Here is a 22396-nt window from a genome sequence, read left to right on the forward strand (position 1 = left end):
ACATGCGCAAAAATTAAAAAACAAAACTTGATCTCGTAAATCATAATTTGTCTTGTTTTATAGAGTGGGGATAAGTAATGTTTGCTGTGTTTTTACAAATATTGCTCATAGATAACCGATAAAAAGAGTCAATAATCACCACAACTTTGAATAATCAAGGAAGTACTATGTTCAAAAAATTTACTAGTAAGCTTTTCGGTGAAGATAAACAAATAACCATCAAAGATTTATTAATAGTTGCTTGCCAAGGCTATAACCATACGCAAACAGGCTTAGCCGCTAAGGTTGCTCATTACTTAGTAACAGGAGAAGGAGCTGATTGTCTTAACATATTAAATCAACTACCTAATTCGCGCCATTCGCAACTGCCAGGCCACTACTCGGTAAATAATAATGGCGAGTATGATAGACGCTCTTTAGTAGCCATGCAGCATGTTTTAAAGTCAGCTACAGGCCATCAAAACGACTTTTTACATCGTTTAGGTTTAGTAACAGAGGCGATTGCAAAGCATCACTATTTAAATCATATGGAGTCTAAACTAACAGGCTGGTTTGCCTTCTTACTGTTTTATTTTAACCAACACACTGATTTTGAATATGACACCAAGGCAACTCAATTCCCTAGTCGTGATGAACTGCTTACGCTGCTAGAAACGTATGACCAACCCCTATGGTATATTGATGCCTATATTCTTGAGCGCTCCTATGCACAAAGAGGCCTTATCTATCCAGATCATTTGCTAGCAAATAGTGATTGGATAACGATTTGTTCAACACCTGAAAAATGCCAACAACTACAAAAAATCGACGCCAGCGGTCGTAATACGCTTTGCCAGTTTCTACTTAAGCAGCCGGTAATTCCAACTTCGTTATTACCGTTTTTAGCACAGCTTAGCGCTGATAAGTCCAATCAAGTACGTCTGTCAGCGAACAGTGTGATCCGTAAAATCGATGATGCACAATGCCTTGAGTTTTTCTCTGAACATTATGAAAAGGCTAATGCAAGCACACGAACTCACTGGATAAGCAGTGTGGTTGAGTGTAGTAATGCATTAACATTACTTGAAACATGGCAAGCCACTGAAAAAACAGCATCAGTACACACTAAACTTACACTCGCCATTGAGCAATATCAGTTAAAGCAGCAAAGCGACAACTTTGATTGGCAGTTGCCTGCATACACAAACGTGAACTTTCACGGTGAGTTTCCAGCGCATTGGGTTGAAGACTGCATGCACAGCTTAGAAAAGCTAATTGCGCGTTCTGAACGATATATAAAAAACAGCAAGCCCGAAGCACCCGGCAGCTACTGGGCAAAGGCGATAGAGCGTGAAAAAGAAGAGCTTGCGGTATATAAAACGATCACTAAAGATGATGTTGTTCAAGCTTTAAACGCTCTAGAACAAGGTCAAAAGCTTGGTAATGACATCTTTTATGACATTATCGATGAAGCTAAATTACTCAAACAGCCAAACATTGCAATAGCACATTTTTTTCAACTGCAGAAAATTGGCAGATGGCACATTAATAATCTGTTAAATGCAGCCAATACGAGCAAATTACTGCAAGAGAATCTTAGCGATGTTCGCCAATTACTGCCTTTACTAGCAGAATTTAATTTTAGCGTTTGTGACTTAACGAACATACTTGTAAGTTCCCATGGTGAAGAGTTGGGTACTCGCCCATTGGCGTTAGAATCAATTGATGTGTGGCCCTTATTCGCCGAGTACCCAGAAACAATAGATTACGCACTTGATGGCCTATACACAAAGCTCATCCAGCAAGGAGATGACACAAAGCCAACGATTATCGATCGCCTCGACTCCAAGGATAACTATGATAACTATATGGTTATCAACCAGACACTGGCTTTATTAGCTGATTTTCCTAAACTTCCTCCCCATTGGTTACAACGCATCTATCAATTAGCGTTTGATAGTCGAAAATCAGTGCGCTTCACGGCACAAGCGACCGCACAAAAGCATGGCATCGTTGTTGAGCGAGTCAGCAAAGAATTACTATCAAGCGGCAATGATACTCGCAGTATTGCAGCAAAATGGCTGCAAACACTGGCGCTCAGTGATGCCCAACCAGCACTACAACAAGCAATTAGAAAAGAAAAAGATACCGCAATTCGTGCGCAAATGTTAGATGCCTTGCAGCAATGTGGCGGCGATATTAGTGAATTTACCTCACCAACTGCATTGGCTGAAGAAGCAGCAGCAGGGCTTCAAAAAGCAGTGCCTAAAAATATGCTTTGGCTGCAACGAGATAGGCTACCTAGCTGTAAATTTGTTAATGGTGAAGCAGTCGACACTGATATTATTTATTGGTGGTGTGTGCTCGCCGTTAAACTAAAACAGCCTGAAGGCAGTAACTTGCTACATTTGTATTTATCACTGCTTGATGATAATAGCCAAGCACAACTCGCTCACTGTTTATTATCAGCATTTATCACCCAAGATACACTTTGCCCCACCGAGCAACAAGCGCATGAATACGCCCAAGCTCATAAGCAGCAAGAATTTGATATGTATCAACGTTGGGCTCAAAGTGAATGGGGGAAACAGTACAAAACGCATACTTTGGAAGATGCATATAATGCGTGTTACAAACAGAAAAAGTCAGAGCTATTAGGTAGTGCTATTAAAGAAAAAGGTTTGCTCGCCTTAATTATTGGCGGTAAACCGAATGAGCTTTTAGCCCTACTACAACCCTACATGAAGCAGTATTATGTACGTCGTGCGCAGATTGAAGCAATATTGAGTGCTATCGCCAATATTAATGATCCGATAATTATTCAATTTATGCTGTCGTTATCGCGACGTTACCGCACCAAATCAATCCAAGAGTTAACACGTCAGTTAGTTGATAAAATTGCCCAGCGAAACGGCTGGACGACCGATGAACTAGGCGATCGTACTATTCAAACTGCAGGCTTTGAAAACACGCAAGGGCCAACACCTTTTAATTTAGGTCAGCGTACGCTGCAACTCCAGCTAAGCGATGATCTTAAATTTCAACTACTCAACGAAGAAGGCAAGGTGCTTAAGTCACTGCCGCAAGCGCGTAAAGATGATGACGATGCAGCCATCAGCGAAACTAAAAAATGGTTTAGCAGCTGTAAAAAAGAGCTAAAACAGGTAATAACGCAACAAACTAGTCGTCTATATGAGTCTATGGTTACTGAGCGTCATTGGCCTGCAAGCGACTGGCAAGAATATTTACATCAGCATCCTATCATGTTTCGTTTACTGCAACGTACGCTTTGGCAAGTACAGCTTGATGATGGTTGGCACAGTTTTCGCCCCACAGAAGATGGCGCACTCATTGATACAGAAGATGATGAAATTGAATTACCAGCCCAGGCCAGTATCCGCTTGCTAAGTGGTAATCAACTCAATAGTGAAGCAAGCCAAGCTTGGCAGGCCCACTTAAAAGATTACAAAATTAAACCGCTGTTTGAGCAACTCAAGTCGCTTGAAGTAAATATAACTGCAGAACAGTTAGCATTGGATCATCATAAAGGCTTGATGACTGATACCTTCACACTACGCAGCTTATTGACCAAAAAAGACTACAAGCAAGGCGACCCTGAAGACGCAGGATTTTTTGATCATTACTATAAACTGTTTGATCAATTAGGACTTAGAGTTCAATTTGACTTCAGTGGTAACTGTGTCCCCGAAGAGAATGTTTCTGCAGCTATTTATAGCATCACAGTATGGCAATTTAATCCAAAAGCACGTGGCTGGAACCGCTATGATGCATTACCGCTTACTCAAGTCCCTGCTAATCTGCTTAACGCTATCGCCTTGGATTACGAAGAGGTGGCGAAAAAGTGTCATGCAGATCCACTGTGGCAGCAAAAGCTACCTTTTAATTAGCCGCTATAACAGTAAATGCTGGCCACATTAACGATGGCCAGCGTTTAGAAATCAAGATGATCTATCTAGCAAGGACGTTTTATGCTTAATACGTTAAACACGCCTCCGAACACAGACATTGCTGAGCTATTAACTCTTGCCTGTAAAGGCTATGAAATAGCAGAATCAGGTCTCGCTCATAACGTTGCACATTACTTATTACATGGGGAAAATCCCCGTTGTTTAACTACTTTAGCACAGCTTCCCGATACAAAAAGTAAACAGGCACCTGGTTGCTATGACTGGGAAGCAGCAGAAGCGATGTGGCAAGTACTCATGTCTACTCAAAGCCAGCAACTGGACTTTTTGCATCGCTTAGGTTTAGTCGTTGCCTGTTTTAACGAGCCCTATTTTGATGCGTTTAGCCATGTACTTTCAAGCTTTGATAACTGGTTTGCCTATCTTCTAAACTTCCTGAGCAGGAAATTTAAAACGCATACAGCGTCATCTGTAGAGCAATTACCCAATCGAAACACACTGCTGGAATTATTAAGGGTATATCAATTACCTAGCTGGTATATTGATGCTTTTATATTAGAGCGTAATAACAAGTATGTCGCAGCAGAGTATGCCCAATATTTACTCGCACATACCAACTGGCTGAGTGTCAGCAACGAGCCTAATATCGATCAACAGCTACAACAACTTCATAGCGAAGGTCGTTACATTTTCTGTTGTCAACTGACGCAGTACTGTGAACTACCCAACACCTTACTACCGCTAGTAATGACATTAGCGGATGATTCCACCAGCAAAGTACGTCAGGCGGCGGCGCTTGCCTTCACACGCCTTGATACAGCAATGTGGGTCAACTACCTTAAAAAACACTATCAAAGTGCTAACACCACCACCCAAGCCCATTGGATTACGCTTATTAGCCGTTATGATGCAGCGCAACCACTTTTAACTCAATGGCTAAGTGAAACAAAAAGTAACGTGTTGCAGCAACAGATCACACAAGCACAGCATGACTATCAGCTGATACAAAAAAGTCAGTATTTTGATTGGCCACTGCCAAGCCTCCCCCCCCTTTCTATCAGCCATGATTTTCCAGAGCGTTGGCTTGATGTTTGCCAGCAAGTGTTAAGCACTGAAATAGCCAAAGCGGAACAAGAAATTGCAACGGCGCAGCAAGCACTTTTGGATTATCCGCAAAATTGTCACCAAAGGCAGCAACGTTTGGCATCTGATCGTGACGACTTACAAGGGCTGCGCTCACTTACGCCAGAACAACTTGCCCAAGCGCTTGCGCAACTACAGCAACGCCAAATACAAACACAGCCCGGCTACGATATTATTTATAGGCTAGTTGATAATAAATACGCAGCCCAAATTATTGGCGAAGCTAAACTGATGAACCAAAGTGATGCTCAACTAGTGCACTTTTTCCTATTAGCTACTGGTTTATTTTATGGGCTTTCAACGGTACTCGAAGAGCCTCACCCTAGTAAATTGATCCAACGTGATATCAAAGATATACGCCAGTTACAGCCAGTACTGCACCCTTTTGGTATTAGCCCTAGCGATTTAACTAATTACATCCTTGATATTAGACATGAACCTAGTGGCAGCCTCCCGATAGCTTTAGAGTCATTTGAAATATGGCCGCTATTTGCGCACTATCCACAAACGATGACGCTAGCACTTGATGGCCAACTGAGCAGCGCAACATTTAGTTCAAGTACCGACTCATGGATCATTGAGTCACTTCTCAATGATCGTATCGATAGCACGCGCATTACTGAACAAGCCTTGGCTTTATTAGCTGATTTTCCAGCGATACCCCCCTATTGGCTCGAACGCATATATCAACTCGCCTTTGATAATCGCAAGCACGTACGCAAGTTAGCGCAATACGCCGTGCAGCAGCATGAATTGCTCATTGAAAAAATAACGACAGGTTTAGCATCAAGCAATAAAGAAACCCGCAGCCTCACTGCACAGTGGTTAACTCACCTGCAACACCCTGATGCGAAGCCCGCACTGCAAGACGCAATCACCACAGAAAAAGATACCACTACTCGTAACCAATTATTGGATGCGCTACAACAATGCGGCGGTGATATTAGCTATTTCATCACCCCCGCTATTTTAGCTGAAGAAGCAGCTACAGGGCTCAAAAAAGCAGCCCCTAAACATATGGCCTGGCTACAACAAGCGATGTTACCCACCTGCCACTTTCGTCATGGCGACCCTGTGGAGCCAAGCATTATCTATTGGTGGTGTGTGTTAGCCGTAAAGCTTAAACAACCCCAAGGGAGCAACCTATTAAGGTTATATTTATCACTCCTCGATGATGACAGTCAGGCTCGCCTAGGCCACTTTTTATTATCAGCTTTTATAAGTCAAGATACGCTTGCCCCTTCTGATCAACAGGCGCATGACTATGCGCAAGCGAATAAGCAACGCGAGTACAACAGGTACCAAGATTTAGCGCAATATGATTGGGGCCAAGAATACGCTACACGCACATTACTCGATGCTTACAATGCATGTTACAACTTATATAAATCTCAATTGCATGGCTCGGCTATTAAAGAAAAAGGCTTACTGGCATTAATCAATGGTGGTAATCCCCAAGCGTTGTTAGCACTGATCCAGCCGTATATGAAAAAACACTATCTGCGCCGTACACAAATAGAAGCGATGATCAGCGCCATCGCTCACATCAACAATACAGTGATTATCCAATTTATGCTGTCGATAGCCCGCCAACATCGTACCCAATCAATACAAGCGTTGGCGCGCGAGCTAGTTGGCCAAATTGCAAAGCGTAACAGCTGGACGACTGATGAATTGGCAGATCGCACCATCCAAACCGCGGGCTTAGAGCATATACAAGATCCAACACCGTTTAGCTTTGGCAATCGCGCTTTACAACTGCAACTGAGCGACTCACTTAAGCTGCAATTAATAAACGAAGAAGGCAAGGTGATTAAATCGCTGCCACAACCACGCAAAGAGGATAGCGAAGATCAGATCAACCAAACTAAAAAATGGTTTAGTGGTTGTAAAAAAGAGCTAAAACAAGTGATTGAACAACAACATGCCCGCCTATATGCAGCCATGATCACCGAGCGTCACTGGCCTTTAAATGAGTGGCATGAATATTTACACCAACATCCGGTGATGTTTCGCTTACTACAACGCACCTTATGGCAAGTACAACTTGATAATGATTGGCATACCTTTCGCCCGACTGAAGATGGTAGTTTAGTCGATGTAAATGATGAAGAGGTTACGCTACCATCGGGTGCAAATATTCGTTTGCTCAGTGCTAATCAGCTTGATAAAGCCGCCCTTAAAGCATGGCAACTACATTTAAAAGATTATAAGATAAAGCCACTTTTTGAGCAGCTCAAATCCGCTAATATTAGCGTCACACCTGAGCAAATATCATTGGAGCATCATTTGGGCCTTATGAGTGATGCTTTTACTCTGCGCGGTTTACTCACCAAACTCGATTATCAACGCGGTGAAACAGAAGATGGGGCGTTTTTTAATTACTACGAAAAATCATTTGAGCAGGCAGGGCTTCGCATTCAATTTGAGTTTAGTGGTAACTATTTACCAGAGGAAAATGAACCCGTTGCCATTTATAGCTGCAAAATATTGCAGCAAATTCAAGGTTCGCGCGCACGTAGTCGCTATCAAACCATACCACTTGCGCAAGCGCCCGCAAGCCTGCTTAACGCAATGGCTCTGGATTATCAAGCAATAGCTAAGAAATGCCATGCAGATCCTAATTGGCTATCAAAACTACCGTGGTAATAAAGTTATTTATACTTCGTTGTTTGCCCTGACTCCGGCAAAGAACGCTATATACAGTCAGTACTGTAGTAAAGGACGTACCTAATGAATAAACAGATTATTCGTGCTCGCGCCGAACAACGCTATCAAGTTGAATTAGAACAGCTCATTGCCACTGATAGTGGTGCTCGTCCGAGCGGCTGGCAGCTTTCAGCAAGTGCCGTAAAACGCTTTATTTGTGGCGATAAACAGCACAATATCAGCCGTAAATATTATGGTGATGATGCACTTGTTGAACGTGCGATTGTCAGCCTAATGGGCAACAATGGCCTGATGATGGTTGGCGAACCAGGTACAGCAAAATCAATGTTGTCAGAGCTACTCGCGGCGGCGATAAGTGGCACCAGCGAGTTATTGATCCAAGGTACTGCGGGGACGACTGAGGAGCAAGTTAAATATAGTTGGAACTTTGCCATGCTGCTAGCCAATGGCCCTAGCTTTGATGCGCTGTTAAAAAGCCCTATTTATGCTGCTATGGAGCAAGGTAAATTAGTGCGTATTGAAGAGATCACTCGCTGCCCGCAGGAAATCCAAGATGTGCTTATTTCCTTAATGTCGGAAAAAACACTCACAATCCCAGAGCTGGGGATCGCCATTCAAGCCAAGCCTGGATTTAATGTAATTGCCACCGCCAACTTACTCGACCGCGGCGTTAATGAGATGTCGAGCGCCCTTAAACGTCGCTTTAATTTTGAAACAGTGCCAGTACTTAATGATGTAAAACTAGAGCAAGAGCTTATTTTATCTCAGGTCAATGCCCGCTTTATTAACGAAGCACAGCAACCACAAATTAATGAAGAGTTAGTACAGTTATTAGTACAGGTATTTCATGACTTGCGTAACAACCTTGGTGCACAATCTTTAGATGCTACTTTATCAACTGCCGAAGCGGTCAATATTGTGCATTCTTGTGCCTTACATAGTCTCTATTGGCATCAACCCATGAGTGCTGAGCAGTTAGTACAACAGATGCACGGCACCTTGATTAAAGATAAACCCGATGACATTAAAAAATTAGCTCACTATCTTGATGCTGTTGTACGTGAACGCAAAGAGTGGCGTGCTTTTTTTGATGCAGGTAAAGCGTTGTGGATGAAATAACACCAGATAACAACGGCTTTAGCCAAGCATTAGCAAAGCTCAGCCAACAGTTTTTACAAGATGAAAAGATACGCTGGTTGCCAGTACGCCATCACAGCCCTGCTTGTGCGCATTTTGCTTTAGCTCAATTAAACGCTTGGCAACCAGATGTTGTATTGATTGAAGCACCGCACAGTTTTGGGCAACACCTTGGCCTATTGCAAAACAAACATGTGGTGCCACCGATTGCAGTTTATCAACAGCAAAGCTATTTTCCTTTCGCTGAAAATAGCCCTGAGTGGCAAGCACTGCGCTGGGCTGGCGACAACCACGTGCCAGTACAATTTATTGACTTAGACAGCACTGACGAGCAGCAAGAAGAACCACTTGATCGCTACAGCGATGCCCGTATTTTAAGCTCAAGCTATAGTCGTCAGCTACAACAAACCATGGGTTGCCGTGATGCCGATGAGCTTTGGCTGCGCTTATTTGAGCTACAAAATTTTGAAAGTGCGAATGATTTTTTTGAGCAAGTATTACTATTTTGTGCTGCTAGCCGCCTTTATTATGATCAAAAAAGTTTGCAGCAACTAGGCGATCTAGACCGCGAGAAACAAATGCGTGCCTGCATTCGCACAGCTAGTCATGATTATCAACGCATCGCGGTAATGACCGGCGGTTTCCATACCAGTGCACTGTTTGATTACGAGCAAGAATCAACTTCTATTCGTAAAAGTACTGAGGATAGTTTTGTGATCCGTTACAGCGATTCTTTACTTGATGCTCATCAAGGCTACCAAGCGGGAATGCCCTACCCTGCGTTTTGCCGTTGGCTGTTTGAACAACGTTCATTATCAGCCAGTGATTGGCTACTGTATTTATTAGCACAAATGCCTAAGTTAACGCTTATAGCTAAACAAAATGTTTTTGAGCACTTAAGTCAGCTCTGTCAGTTGCGGGGAATTGTGCGCGCTGGTTGCTATGATCTACTCGATTCTTTAGGAAGTTGCCAGTTTAAACAACAAAGTAGCTCGCGCGACTATCGACCTTGGCAGCAGCTGTTGCGTGGCGAAAACATGGGACAACTACCAGCAAATCAACGTAATTTGCCATTAGTCGACGATGTATTAGCCCATTGCAAACATGTACAGCTGACAATTGGTACAGTTAATCGTAGCCATTTTTCTTTATATGAATTAACCGAGCGGCAACGCCAGCGCCGCCAACTATTGAGCCAATTACTATTTTTAGACATCGGCTTTTGCCAATACGAACAAAGCATGCATGCCTTTTATAATATTCATACAGCCGCAAAGCATGAGAGCTGGCGCTACCATTGGACCCCTTCAGTAGAAGTGGCATTAATTGAATTAAGTACTTTAGGCGGCACTCTCAAAACAGTTGTACAGCATCGCTTGGCGCAACAAAGTGAAAGCGATTTGCCACAAATGCTTGATAAATTAATACTGTCACTTCAATTAGGCGTGCAATATCAATTTAACTCAGTTGCAATAACCCGTGAAATAAACGATTGCAGTACCATAAAAATACTATCAGATAGCTTCATTAAGTTATATCGCACCAGTAAGCACCCGCTTTTTAATGACTACCACCAGCAACTCAACGCATTAATTACACCGTTGTGGCGTCAATTAAGCTTTCACTTGCCCTCGTTAAATCAACTACCTGAAGATGAAGCGCAACAAGTACTGTTGTCATTACAAGCTATTGCACGCCAACAAATGGATGTACTTAAACAACCTTGGCGTGAGCGTTTACACTGGCTAATAGAACACAATGAACACACCCCTACCCTTTGGTTTGCGCTTAAAGCGTTGGCTGTAGACTTAGATGAGTTAGACCCTGCCTCTTTATTAAATGAACTACAACGCTATAGCGGCGACCGTTTCACTATTTTGCGCACACTGCTGACGGTTGTACCCCATTGGCTCAATCATCAAAACGGGCTATTGTCATTACTCAATCACAGTATTGAGCAACTCGATGATGAGCAGTTTGTTGAGCAGTTACCACAATTACGTGGGCTATTTTGCGATAAAGATGCACGGGAAATTGATGGTATTAGCCAGCAACTCGGTACACTTAATCAATGGCAACAGCAATTAAATTGGCTCAATGAAGATATCAGCGAGCATGATGTAAACCAAGCAATGTTATTAGATAAACAATTACAACAGCAACTGCTTGAACAAGGATTAAGTGCATGGACTACTCGCTAAAACAGCGCTGGCGTTTAGTATTAGGGCGCTATGCTGAATCACTCGATACCAGTTTATCAAGTGAGCAAAATCAACAAGACCAAGTCCTTGAGCAACTTTATCAACAGGGTTTAAAAGAGCGAGGTTTTCAAATATCGGGGGGCTTAGAAGCAAGCCAGCCATCGGTAGTACAGTGGCTCGATAACGCTGAAAAGCTGTTTCCTAAAAGTGTTAATGACACCTTGCAACATCAAGCATTAGAGCGCTTTAATCTTAAGCAGCTATTAGAAGAACCACGAGTACTACAAAATATTTCACCCTCTATGGGGTTGTTAAAGCAATTAATGAGTATTTCAGCGCATACCAACCCTAAATTACAGCAGCAAGTGCAACAAATCATTACAACTGTAGTAGAGGATTTGCTAAAGCAATTACGACCACTGTTTAATAACAAGCTCAATGGTAAGCTAAATCGCCAAGCGCACAGTCCACAAAAACGACTTGCTAACTTAGATTGGCAAACAAGTATTCGCAAGAACCTTAAACACTTTGATGGCAAACGCGTGCTATTTGAGCGCATTTACTTTCATGCTCGCCAGCAACCACAATTGCCTTGGCACGTTGTTTTATGTATCGACCAATCAGGCTCTATGTCCAGTTCTATGGTGTATTCAGCGGTGATCGCTGGTATTTTAAAACAACTCCCCTGTATAAAACTCTCGCTGGTGGTGTTTGATACACAAGTTGTTGATCTTTCCGAGCAAGCTGATGATCCCGTAAAAGTATTGCTCTCGACTCAACTTGGTGGTGGCACTTTAATTGCTAAAGCATGGCAATACTGTGAGCAGCTAATCGAGACTCCTTCGCGTACCATTATTGCTACCGTGTCTGATTTTTGTGAAGGTGGCCCTGAGCAAGCAATGTTTCAACAAGCTCAGCATCTTATTGATAGTGGGGTGACAATGTTAGGCATGACCGCATTGAGCCCAGAATCAATGCCTTTTTATGATACTAACGCAACAGCCAAACTTAGCCGTATGAAAATGCAGATTGCTTCATTAACGCCTGACCACTTTGCAAGTTGGCTAGCATCCACGATGGGATTACAAAAATGAGCAGCATGAGCATAAAACAATAATGGATATCAGTATTTTTGAAACCCTCGCCAGTGCGGGGTTAGTCCGCCGAGCACAAAAAGCGCTCGATAAATCCAGCCCACATATAAGTGGCGCTTCGCCAATTCAGTTTACATTCGAAGGCCAGCAAGGTGTACTGGATTTACATAATCCTAATAATAGCCAATGTGATTGCGCCGCAAATGGTATTTGTAAGCATATCATTGCAGCCAGCATATTTGCTTGGCAACAATCGCCAGTATCTGCAGCAACGATTGAAGAAAATGAAGTGCCGCAAATCGATACTAATACGTTATTAGCCAGTGCTGGCAAAGTAAAAATACGCCAGCTTTATCGTCAAGTTCAGCGTCGTTGGCAAGCTGACATCGTGCAACAAGGCGCGCAGGTTTGCATTACTATCAAGGAGCACACGCTCCATTTTACTAACGTAACCACAATTAATGATATTATCTGCAATGAAGATAGCCAAGCATACGCACTACTGGGCGTTTACTTGTGGCTTGAGCAACAAGGTGAAATGCTGCAATGGCCCGACTGGTTGCAACTAGAACAAGAGCACCAAAAAACACTATTAAACCAAACACAAACGCAGCTTAAGCAGGCATGCTACGCTGAACTCATTATGCTTGCAGGAGTACCCTTAGCGCAACTGCGCAGTGAATCACTGCTCACTATTGAATTACTGCAGATCCCGATGGAAAAGGCAGGCTTTAACATTGCACCACTAAAACGTTTATGCGGCACACTCGCACGCTATCTTAGTGGTGAACATCTGCGAGACAAACGCACTGTTTTGCTTGAACTAGCACACGTTTTGGTGATGCTTGAACGCCAAGAGCAAACACAAACGCAAGATGCTGAACATATTTGTCCTCCACAGCAGTTGTTATGTTTAGGCGGTTATCCGTGGCGTCGTAGCAGTGGCGCACATGGATTGACGTTGGTTTTACAAGACGAATACGGCCGCTTTATTACGCTTGCCGAAAGTCGCACAACAACCGAGCAAACACTTAACTATAGCCAAATCTGGCAAGCAAACCAATTACTTGAAGGTGCGCCTTCTGGCAGCAATTGGTTTGGGCAAACACAACGTATTTCAAACGCTCAGCTCAATGGCTGGCAGCGGCTTCGCCAACTTAAAAAGACCTATGTTGAACCAAGCGAACAATCACTAAATCCACAATTCATCGATGATATAACACTGATTGATTGGCAAAACGACTATGTATGTTTTGCGCCAAGTTATAGTCATCAACACACATTTGATGAAGCCACGCAATGTATGCGGCTTAGCTATCAAGATAAACAGCACAATACGATCTTTTTTAGCTTGCCTTATAGCGAGCTGGCACACCATGCGATCAATAATATGATGCTATTTAAGCAGCAATTGCCACAGCTCATTGTGGCTCGTATTGAGCGCGATAGCACGCAGTGGCAGTTACGTCCGATTACTGTAAAACTGGATCGTTGGATTAATCTCTATTTTGATGATTTAACCGACAACAAAACAACTAATATATTTAGCAACTGGCTTGCAAAACAATCTCCACAGCCGCAACTGTCATCGCCAAGACGAGATAAAGTACAGCAATTTTTGCTAAAAGTGCTCGATGAATTAGCGCAAAGCCATAGCATGCCTCAGCAATCACACAGTGAAATGGCGCAAAAATTAGGACTGCGCACGTTGAGCCATTTTTTAAGTAACTCTGGGCCAGAACATCGTTTAAAAGCAGCTTACTGCGCCGAGCAGCTACTACAGTTAAGCAGTCTTAAACCTGTAAAGTTTAATGAGCTGCAAAACTAAGTGCTGATTAAAGTTCAGCTATATTATGCATTTTTTTAGGGAGTATTATTGAGTATAACAGTAAGCACTTTCGCGCTGCCAAAACGGTACGCATGCTTGTAATTGGAGTCGGGAGATCCGCATGGGTTTTGCCCCTACACGATTAAAACTGAGTAATGGTGAGCAGATCATCGCTAACGGGGAGCTTAATTTTATCGATATAAACCAAGTTGATGCAACGCAAACAAACGTAGGCAAGTTACCCAAGAGTATGAATAAACTTCCTTCTGTTTAATCATTTTCAACAGCAAATTACCTCGTTCATCGCAACGCCCTAACAGGTCCTATATTTTTCTAAACTTAGCGCGTTGCAACAATCTCACCGCGAAAATAATAATGATATTTATCGTAAGCATCCGAATGAGTTTGTTCATCATATTGAGTGACTTTAAAGCTGTCAGCATCGACTTGTGTCATCGGCTTTGCCGACTTATATTGAGTTACGTAATAAACAGTCTCACCACTGCGATAGTAGTCGCGTTGAAAAATTTCAAAATTGCTGGGATCAGCCCCCATCAATACATGACTATCTTCACCATTTAAGTAAAAAATATGCTGATTATCGCTAGCAAAGTTCTCGTCTAATCGTGTAAAACTAGCGGTATCTACATCAATGTCAGTTAAGATGGCTATATTTGCGTAAAAGATATGTTGCTGGTCTTTACCGTAACTATCATCGATAGGTTTAAATGACTGCGCATCTATTTCAGGCACTGGCTCATCGTTATGGTAAATGACTTGTCGGCCTTTCCTTCCAGAGATATTCCAAAAGCTATAAGAATAGGCCTTATAACTTTTAGGATCAGCTCCTGCAACAATACGCTCGCCTTTAACCACTTGCGAATCATTAATCCAATAAAGATCAGTACCAATAATCTTAGCCTTTAGATTATCAGAGTTAACACCGCTAATAGCGTTACCACAATAGTAAAGGTGCTGTTTATCTTTGGCGTATAATGCAGCGTCATAGGTATTCAAATTGGCTAAACTGTAAGTAGTAAAGCTTTCAGCGTCAGCGTTTTCTATTAACTTAGCATTAAAGTAAACACGCTGTTCGACCACACAGTAGCCACCATTGGCAATACCTCGAAGCAGATTACTGATCATACCCGTATAGCCAAATATCACAAAGAAAAACCCAATAACAACAGCACTTATCAGCGCCATTTTATAACTATCAATACCAAAATAACTGCCGCCAAATAAACCAATAAGCAAAAATAATGGTACTGGAAAACTTAATATGAGTATGGCAGAGAACACTTTTTGCTTATTATTCATCGCGCCAGGGGCACCGAACATCATCGGCGACATCATCATCATGCTTCCCCAAAAGCACAGTGCCAACGTGACTAAGATATTAATTACTACAGACATTATCTTCCTTGTTTAATTAGTGGTATTGGTATCATACAACAACCAATATTTTTACTTAATTGTAGAATGAATATAAAGCTACTCTTCTGCTTGTGTAAACACTCTAATATGCTCTACGGCGCTGCGCCCTAGCGCTGATAAATTATACCCGCCTTCTAAATAAGAGATAATCCCTCTACAGCCAGTACTTTTTACCATGTCACACAGCTGTTGTGTCAACCAAGCATAATCGGCCTCAACAAATTTGAGACTTGCCATATCATCTTCAAAATGCGCATCAAATCCTGCGCTAATAAACAATAACTCTGGCTTAAACTCTGTTAATTTAGGTAACCACTGTTGGTTATACAACGTTTTTAAATCATTGCCATCGCTAGCTATGGGCAACGGTGAATTAACCAATGTATCGTTATTTTCAACGGCGGTATTAGGGTAAAAAGGATGCTGAAATAATGAGCAAAGCAACACATTATCATCATCGATAAAAATGTCTTGCGTGCCATTACCGTGGTGAACATCAAAATCGACAATCGCAATGCGCTTAATCCCTTTACTTTGCGCGTACTTCACCGAAATTGCTAAGTTATTAAACACACAAAAGCCGGCAGAGGTTGTACGGTTTGCATGATGACCCGGTGGCCGTACGGAGCAAAATGCGGCATCGAGGTTATCCGCTAATATTTCATCGACGGCTAATAGCCCTGCCCCTACCGCCCGCTCAATTGCCAAAAATGACTCTGGGCATAACCAAGTGTCGCCATCAAGTGATACTAAACCTTGTTCCGGGAGGGTGTTTTCCACCAGCGATACAAGGGCCTCATCATGGGCTAATAAGTAATGCTCACGTAATGCTTTAGGCGCTTGCTTTTGCTGCACGGCAATATCCAAGCCACTGGCCAAAAGACGATCGGTAATAGCATCTAAGCGCTCAGGACACTCTGGATGATCCGCGATCATTTTGTGTTTACGGCAAAAAGGATGAGAAATAATCGCAGTACGCATAAATGCTCCAAATGAGTTAACGACTGTAACTATAACAAAGCCACCCTTTGGTGGCTTTGCGACTTTGGTTTACTATTTAGCTTGCAAATGAAGATTTCTAAAATCAAAACTGAAATCAGTCACCGCTGTTGATACTGCACGCATTGTCGCTTCATTCACACGATTTTTAGTGCTCATATCAAAGCTAATATACGCATCAGCTTCGAGTAGCTTTTCATCCCACTTGACGATAAATGTGTTGCCCGTGTAATGCTCAAGCTGCCCTTTTAAACGTTTAGTATGCGTGAAATCAATACGTAGCTTACCGTCCAGCTCTTCAATAATAACATCACCATACCAATCATCATGCAAAGTGCCGGTGTAGCTAATATTTGGTAACTGTGGTTGATAGTCTGCAGGAGCGTCCGGCTTAGCATTAGCATACGCTTTTTGCTTACCTTCAAAATGCTTTTTAGCCAACTCTGCTACCCAATCTTTATCTTCAAGTTCAAGGGCGTCTTCAAGCACTTCATGAGTAATAGCAGAGAGCGCACCGAATGCTTGCTGATTAGATAAAATAACAATCCCGAGGTTTTTCTCAGGCAATAACGTCACCTGCGATACCATTCCTAAAATACCACCACCATGGCCTAATTTTTTAATACCGTGGTAGTCTTCAATGCTCCAACCTAAACCATAACCTCTAAATTGCTGATGATAAGCCTCATAAGCGCTTTTTGACGCCAGTGAGGTAATATGTGGATGCCACATTTGCTCTTGTTGTTTTTCACTAAACAACTGCTCGCCATTTGGCATTTTACCATGGGCTAATTGTGTACGTAGCCATTGGCTCATATCATTCACACTGGATGCAATCGCGCCGGCACCACGAAAATCCTCTAAGTAATTAACGAAAAATGGATGTAATTGACCATCCATAGGAATATGACCCGTTGCCCAGTTATTATTACTTTTTGGAATACGCGAAAAACCAGCGCGTGAGTTATCCATGTGCAAAGGCTGGAGAATATTCTTTTCAATATAATCATTCCAGCTCATACCTGAGACCCGCGCGACTACCTCGCCAGCGGTCACAAACATCAAGTTGTTATAAGCGTATGTGCTGCGAAAGCTACTAGCTGGTTTTAAATATTTAAGGCCTGCGAGAATTTCTTCGATTGATTTATCGGTGTCAGGCCAAATCATTAAATCCCCTTGGCCTAACCCTAAACCACTACGGTGACTTAATAAATCACGGATCGTCATTTCGCGGGTTACATAAGGGTCGTATAAACGAAATTCAGGAAGGTGATCAATTACCTTGTCATCCCAACTGAGCTTTTCTTCATCAACTAATTTTGCCAATGCCGCAACCGTAAATGCTTTAGTATTTGATGCAATACCAAATAAGGTGTCTTTATTCACCTTGCTACCAGTATCTAAGTTACTAACACCAAAGCCTTTAGCAAAAATAACCTTATCGTTTTCAACAATCGCCACGGCCATACCCGGCACATCAAAGCGCGCCATTGAATTTTCAATCACTTGATTGATGTGCTTGGTATCAATATCGGCATAGCTATTAAATGCACAGCCTGCTAATAAGGTGGCCGCAATCGCTAGTTTAGTTAATTTCATAACAATCCTTGGAGTTATCATTTTAGTTTTTATTTTTGATGTACAGCAAACTCAATGGCTGCACGCGCACTGTCACTATCTTGGCAGGTTGGCCGAGACTTTATGGCATCACTGTACGCATTTGGCACACCAGCTTCAAGCGCACCGCGATGAACGTGCTGCATATACCAATCGTAAGGCAGTATCTGCGCATCAGTGGTGTTGGCAATATAACAATGCGCCGCTACTTGTTGCCCATCAAGTAATGTTACTTGAATATCCACGCAGTCATAACGGGGCCCTTCGATAGCGTCTAAAATCGTTTTTTCTGCGTCATTGAGTTGATATACCACGCCATATACTTGCGCGTTCTTATCATTTGATGGGCGTACATTGCCTTTTCCTGAGCCATCAGTACTTACCATATCAAAGGTTAACTCGTAACCGGCTAGTATTGCCGTACCAATACGAGTAGCGTTTGGTAAACGCGCCAATAAACGACTCGACGACATATTTGAACCAAACGAAAAATTATATACAGCCATATTCACCTACTACAGATTTCTGTTAAAACAACACTTACACTACAATTCTTATTGCTAGAGCGATCAAAATCACGCCAATACCACGGTCAAACCAATAGCCACTTTTTTGAAAAAAACCGCGAACACTAGGCTTTGATAGCACCAAGGATAGAAACGAAAACCACGCCCACGTTGCCAATGCCATATACAGCCCATAGCCTGCTTGCACAATTAATGGCGTTGACTGGCTGATCACTAAAGTAAACAACGACATAAAAAATAACGTGGCTTTTGGGTTTAACGCATTGGTTAAAAAGCCGCGACGAAATGCAATCCAACTGGATTCAACACCTTGAGATTGAAGAACAGTTTCTTGCTGCGCTGGCGCCGGTCTAGCACTTCTAAGCGCTTGCACACCAATGTAGGCCAAGTATGCACCCGCTAAATATTTTAATGCCATAAATACGTTTGGCGATTGCGTTAATAAAACCGCAACCCCGAGTAAGCAATAACTAACATGTAATAAAATAGCCAGGCCTACCCCAAAGCTGGTCCACAATGCATTACGACGCCCCTGCTGAACACTTTGTTTAAGCACAATGGCAAAATCTGGGCCAGGGCTTGCTACAGCAAAAAAGTGTGCCAGTGCAATCAATAAAAACTCATCTAAATAAGCCACGATTACCCCGATTTTTTATCATCAAGCGCTAACAACAACGGATTAGCAGTACTATTAACTAAGGCTTTTATTTCTTTTTGCGCCTTTTTGAATTGGCTGCGTAAGTGCGGCTTTAAATGCTTTTTAGAATCTTTATAGCCTTTAAAGTGGCAAATAAGGGCATGCATAAATAAGGTTTGCGGTTCACTAAGTGCAGCTTGCCTGTTCGCATAGGGGTTGTAACACGAGCCACAGCCCCCTTTAAACTGATACACCGTATTGCTCATCATTACCCCAAAACCTAAAAAACATGCCACGGCATCGGCGGCTTGTGGTAAAAACTCTTTACCGCCTGGTGGTAACACGCCCACATGGTGGATCATAATTGTCGCTAAAGTACCGGCAAAGCTGGCCACTAAATCTTGTGGCTGATTAATTTGATTTGGATTAAATGACACATTAACCGTATGGCTTGGCGGCACAATTAATTGGCTATTATCACCACGTAACTGATTACTAAAAGCAAAATGAGGAAATACTTGCGGCTGCAATTGCTGTGGAGCCACCAGCGTAATTGGCCAAGCTTGCAGCCCCGCATAGCCAACCACTCGCTCAAACACTTTACTGGCCATTTCTTCAATGCTTGAAACCGCATCGGGAAAGCATTGGTGGTTTGGCAAAACTAATTGCGAGTTATTAATGAAATAATCGCTGTCAAAATTTTCCACCGCCCACACAAAAGTATCAATCAGCCATTGCTGCTCTTGTTCATCTAATAAAGGTTTGCTTTTAAATAACGCTAACATAGTTTGCTCTTTTGCTTATTCTTGCTCTTGTGCCCATGCCCATGCTTGGGTGTTATACAATGGCACAGTGGATAACGCATGATGATGACTGCCGGTTGACTCTTTAGTTGAATACGACAGATATAACAGAGTTCGCGTTTGCGCATCATAAATTCGACGCACTTTTAATGATTTAAATAAAATACTTTTTGATGATTTAAATACCACCTCACCCGACTTACTACGGTCAATCGCTTGTAATTGGTCGGCAGTAATTGGTCCAGTTTGGCGACACGAAATAGACATATCAGAAGGATCAGCAAAATCTAAGTTCGCTTCGATATGGCTAATATGACAGGTTACGCCTTTTACTAGAGGGTCTTGTTGCGAGTTAACTTTAATATCTTTAGTGGTAAATAATCCCAAACTAACTGATGCAACATCATCAGAGCAGCCCGCTAAGGTGATCAATAAACCTGTCAATACGCCTATCATTATAGGTTTCATATATTACTTGCTCCATGTAGGGGTAAACGATTCGTGGCTTACATTTAATATTCAGCTATGTTTCAATACTAACTTAAATTAATCACAACAACGAGCACGACACCATGAAAAAAGTATTTGTTTTACTGTGCTTACTGTTAGTAAGTCAGAGTGCGTTAGCTGGTTATTCACTGAGTCTTTATACTGGCTTGTAACAATCGTCAATAATGCCAGTAACGTTTCATGTGCATTACCAACAGACGAAAACAAGCAATGCTTGTGGCATTTTGATGGTGATATACTCAATCAGTTTCAAACCAGCTTAGGTTTCACATATCGTTTTTAGGGGAGCAAATAGATAACATGCCACATATCATCATTGAACATTCTGAAGATTTACCGGTATTACCGCAGGTATTGGTTGAAAAAATTCATCAAGCAACGTTTAACAGTGGCTTGTTTGAATTAGCAACGATCAAAACTCGCGCTATAGCCTATACACATTATCAATTGGGCGATGGTAAGGAAGGTTTTATCCATATTAGCGCACACATTATGCAAGGACGTACGATTAAACAAAAGCAACAACTCAGCGAGCAGTTGTTAGACTGTTTAAAAATATACTGCCGAGAATCAGACAGCTTAAGTGTTAATGTTCACGATATGGAACACGAAATTTACCGAAAGTGTTAAACTTTTAAAGTAAATTTCAATCTCTAATCAATTTGCAATAACAGCACCATCTTCGAAAGAAGGTGGTCTTAAATTTATTGGTCGCGTCAGATAAAAGTGAATAAGTCTTAACTTGATCTGTCAGATTCGATTAACAGGACTCAATCAAATCTGACAGTCGCATATGTGCCAAGAAGCAGACATTGGTAACGCCCAAATTTAGCGCGGAAAGCCGCGCAGCGGATTGACGTCGCAGCCAGCGCTTTTTGCTGGCGATAAAATTTGTTTGTTATACACCATCAACCAAACCTAATAATGCACTAATAGAGCTTAAAAACAGAAGCTTGTTATCATGTGGTACGTTATGACCAGTTTGATTAGTAACCATATGAATAGAATTTGCATTATTGATGATCAGTGACTGGTGCAAATCCCGCCAGATCTTTTTACCCTGCACACTATGGCCAATCCACCAGTCACTTTCATTTAATTTTGATGAGGTAACTATGACCACAGGAATTTTGTTGGCAATATCGCCATCAGCAATCATTTTCTGATGATAAATCCCCTGTAGGAGATCCCATTCAGGCTGGTTATTCATCATGCCGTTTAATTTAGTAGTATCGCGTTTCGCCCACGTCGCGTCGTATTTATTTAATTCACTATCAAACAGCTCATGACTTGGATCGAGCAAAAGTAACCCTTTTACCCGCTCGGGATAAGCGGCAGCAAATGCTCTGACATGCAAGCCACCAAAGGAGTGACCAATTAAAATTAGATTTTCTTTTGCGTGAATAGTCGAAAGCAGTTTTTCGAGTCGTTGATTTGAAGTAGCTAAACTAACGTCTTTGGCAGCCTGTGATTTCCCATTCCCAGCACGAGAATATATAACTGTTCTGATATTTAATTTTGAAAGGTCAGCTAATAACGGTTGCCAGTAAGCTAAGCCCATTCCGATACCTGATTCAATCACCAGAGTTTTGCTTCCAGCACCAATATCGATGTATTCCATTTGAATGCCATCAATAACTAAGACTCTTGGTTCCTGAGTTCCCGCAACGACTGGACTGGCATATAAGAAAAATAACAAAAATGTTAATCGAAAAATCAAGCGCAACTCCTGTGCGTATAACGAGGCTGTTGAATAACTCCAACAACCAAATTAATTTAAAAACGAGCTCCTGAAATCAACGCCAAGCGTTTTTAAAGCATTAGGTAATGCATTTGGAACCCATAAAACGGGCTGTTTTTCTTAAAAAAAGAGTAATTCTACAGCCTC

The 22396-nt window shown here is 42.1% G+C and carries 16 protein-coding genes; 8 read left to right on the forward strand and 8 right to left on the reverse strand.

Translation table 11 applies throughout. The annotated features are described in order from the left end of the window. Nucleotides 1-167 precede the first annotated feature (167 nt). The 7 genes from FW757_RS19105 (at nt 168) to FW757_RS19135 (ending at nt 14252) form a co-directional block, all read left to right on the forward strand. Nucleotides 168-3887 carry a DUF4132 domain-containing protein gene (locus tag FW757_RS19105; protein ID WP_446441575.1) on the forward strand — a complete coding sequence of 1240 codons (3720 nt, stop codon included), beginning with the start codon at nt 168-170 and terminating at the stop codon, nt 3885-3887. An 81-nt stretch (nt 3888-3968) separates the two neighbouring features. Beyond that, nucleotides 3969-7697, forward strand: a complete 3729-nt coding sequence (locus FW757_RS19110; RefSeq protein ID WP_446441576.1) for a DUF4132 domain-containing protein — start codon at nt 3969-3971, stop codon at nt 7695-7697. Between the two features lie 84 nt (nt 7698-7781). After that, nucleotides 7782-8837 (forward strand): AAA family ATPase, encoded by a 1056-nt coding sequence (locus FW757_RS19115; RefSeq protein ID WP_182830579.1) that lies wholly within the window; start codon nt 7782-7784, stop codon nt 8835-8837. Continuing rightward, the gene (locus FW757_RS19120; RefSeq protein ID WP_182830580.1) at nt 8825-11056 is read left to right on the forward strand and encodes a DUF5682 family protein; all 2232 of its coding nucleotides are present in this window, start codon (nt 8825-8827) and stop codon (nt 11054-11056) included. The genes FW757_RS19115 and FW757_RS19120 overlap by 13 nt, the downstream gene beginning before the upstream one ends. Beyond that, a complete protein-coding gene (locus FW757_RS19125; protein ID WP_182717219.1) occupies nt 11041-12150 on the forward strand; it encodes a VWA domain-containing protein in 1110 nt (369 codons plus the stop codon). Before FW757_RS19120 ends, FW757_RS19125 begins: the two co-directional genes overlap by 16 nt. A gap of 22 nt (nt 12151-12172) precedes the next feature. Further along, complete coding sequence (locus FW757_RS19130) at nt 12173-13978, forward strand: hypothetical protein (protein WP_182717220.1); 1806 nt, start codon at nt 12173-12175, stop codon at nt 13976-13978. A 121-nt stretch (nt 13979-14099) separates the two neighbouring features. Beyond that, a complete protein-coding gene (locus tag FW757_RS19135; protein WP_179959234.1) occupies nt 14100-14252 on the forward strand; it encodes a hypothetical protein in 153 nt (50 codons plus the stop codon). Between the two features lie 65 nt (nt 14253-14317). Here FW757_RS19135 and FW757_RS19140 read toward each other — a convergent pair whose 3' ends face one another. The 7 genes from FW757_RS19140 to FW757_RS19170 form a co-directional block, all read right to left on the reverse strand. After that, a complete protein-coding gene (locus FW757_RS19140) occupies nt 14318-15394 on the reverse strand; it encodes a DKNYY domain-containing protein (RefSeq protein ID WP_182784600.1) in 1077 nt (358 codons plus the stop codon). A 78-nt stretch (nt 15395-15472) separates the two neighbouring features. Beyond that, on the reverse strand, nt 15473-16396 hold the full coding sequence (locus tag FW757_RS19145) for a histone deacetylase family protein (RefSeq protein WP_182784602.1): 924 nt from the start codon (nt 16394-16396) through the stop codon (nt 15473-15475). 72 nt (nt 16397-16468) lie between these two features. Continuing rightward, nucleotides 16469-18013, reverse strand: a complete 1545-nt coding sequence (locus tag FW757_RS19150; RefSeq protein WP_182717224.1) for a serine hydrolase — start codon at nt 18011-18013, stop codon at nt 16469-16471. A gap of 29 nt (nt 18014-18042) precedes the next feature. Beyond that, entirely contained in the window at nt 18043-18537 is a 495-nt protein-coding gene (locus tag FW757_RS19155) for a gamma-glutamylcyclotransferase family protein (RefSeq protein ID WP_145234768.1), read from the reverse strand. 34 nt (nt 18538-18571) lie between these two features. Next, entirely contained in the window at nt 18572-19195 is a 624-nt protein-coding gene (locus FW757_RS19160; RefSeq protein ID WP_182739846.1) for a LysE family translocator, read from the reverse strand. Between the two features lie 2 nt (nt 19196-19197). Beyond that, entirely contained in the window at nt 19198-19980 is a 783-nt protein-coding gene (locus tag FW757_RS19165) for a hypothetical protein (protein WP_446441577.1), read from the reverse strand. A 15-nt stretch (nt 19981-19995) separates the two neighbouring features. Beyond that, nucleotides 19996-20466 carry a CreA family protein gene (locus tag FW757_RS19170; protein WP_182717226.1) on the reverse strand — a complete coding sequence of 157 codons (471 nt, stop codon included), beginning with the start codon at nt 20464-20466 and terminating at the stop codon, nt 19996-19998. 342 nt (nt 20467-20808) lie between these two features. On the opposite strand from FW757_RS19170, the gene FW757_RS19175 reads away from it, so the two are divergent. Then, entirely contained in the window at nt 20809-21138 is a 330-nt protein-coding gene (locus FW757_RS19175) for a 5-carboxymethyl-2-hydroxymuconate Delta-isomerase (protein WP_149983139.1), read from the forward strand. Nucleotides 21139-21406: 268 nt separating this feature from the next. On the opposite strand, the gene FW757_RS19180 is transcribed toward FW757_RS19175, so the two are convergent. Then, nucleotides 21407-22228 carry an alpha/beta fold hydrolase gene (locus FW757_RS19180; protein ID WP_446441578.1) on the reverse strand — a complete coding sequence of 274 codons (822 nt, stop codon included), beginning with the start codon at nt 22226-22228 and terminating at the stop codon, nt 21407-21409. Nucleotides 22229-22396 lie beyond the last annotated feature (168 nt).

It is taken from the genome of Pseudoalteromonas sp. 1181_04 (genome assembly GCF_052850545.1).

Bases quoted from the DNA above. Each gene is read 5' to 3' on its own strand.
- FW757_RS19105 (WP_446441575.1), top strand. From the start codon at position 168: ATGTTCAAAAAATTTACTAGTAAGCTTTTCGGTGAAGATAAACAAATA.
- FW757_RS19110 (WP_446441576.1), top strand. From the start codon at position 3,969: ATGCTTAATACGTTAAACACGCCTCCGAACACAGACATTGCTGAGCTA.
- FW757_RS19115 (WP_182830579.1), top strand. From the start codon at position 7,782: ATGAATAAACAGATTATTCGTGCTCGCGCCGAACAACGCTATCAAGTT.
- FW757_RS19125 (WP_182717219.1), top strand. From the start codon at position 11,041: ATGGACTACTCGCTAAAACAGCGCTGGCGTTTAGTATTAGGGCGCTAT.
- FW757_RS19130 (WP_182717220.1), top strand. From the start codon at position 12,173: ATGGATATCAGTATTTTTGAAACCCTCGCCAGTGCGGGGTTAGTCCGC.
- FW757_RS19135 (WP_179959234.1), top strand. From the start codon at position 14,100: ATGGGTTTTGCCCCTACACGATTAAAACTGAGTAATGGTGAGCAGATC.
- FW757_RS19140 (WP_182784600.1), bottom strand. From the start codon at position 15,394: ATGTCTGTAGTAATTAATATCTTAGTCACGTTGGCACTGTGCTTTTGG.
- FW757_RS19145 (WP_182784602.1), bottom strand. From the start codon at position 16,396: ATGCGTACTGCGATTATTTCTCATCCTTTTTGCCGTAAACACAAAATG.
- FW757_RS19150 (WP_182717224.1), bottom strand. From the start codon at position 18,013: ATGAAATTAACTAAACTAGCGATTGCGGCCACCTTATTAGCAGGCTGT.
- FW757_RS19155 (WP_145234768.1), bottom strand. From the start codon at position 18,537: ATGGCTGTATATAATTTTTCGTTTGGTTCAAATATGTCGTCGAGTCGT.
- FW757_RS19165 (WP_446441577.1), bottom strand. From the start codon at position 19,980: ATGTTAGCGTTATTTAAAAGCAAACCTTTATTAGATGAACAAGAGCAG.
- FW757_RS19170 (WP_182717226.1), bottom strand. From the start codon at position 20,466: ATGAAACCTATAATGATAGGCGTATTGACAGGTTTATTGATCACCTTA.
- FW757_RS19175 (WP_149983139.1), top strand. From the start codon at position 20,809: ATGCCACATATCATCATTGAACATTCTGAAGATTTACCGGTATTACCG.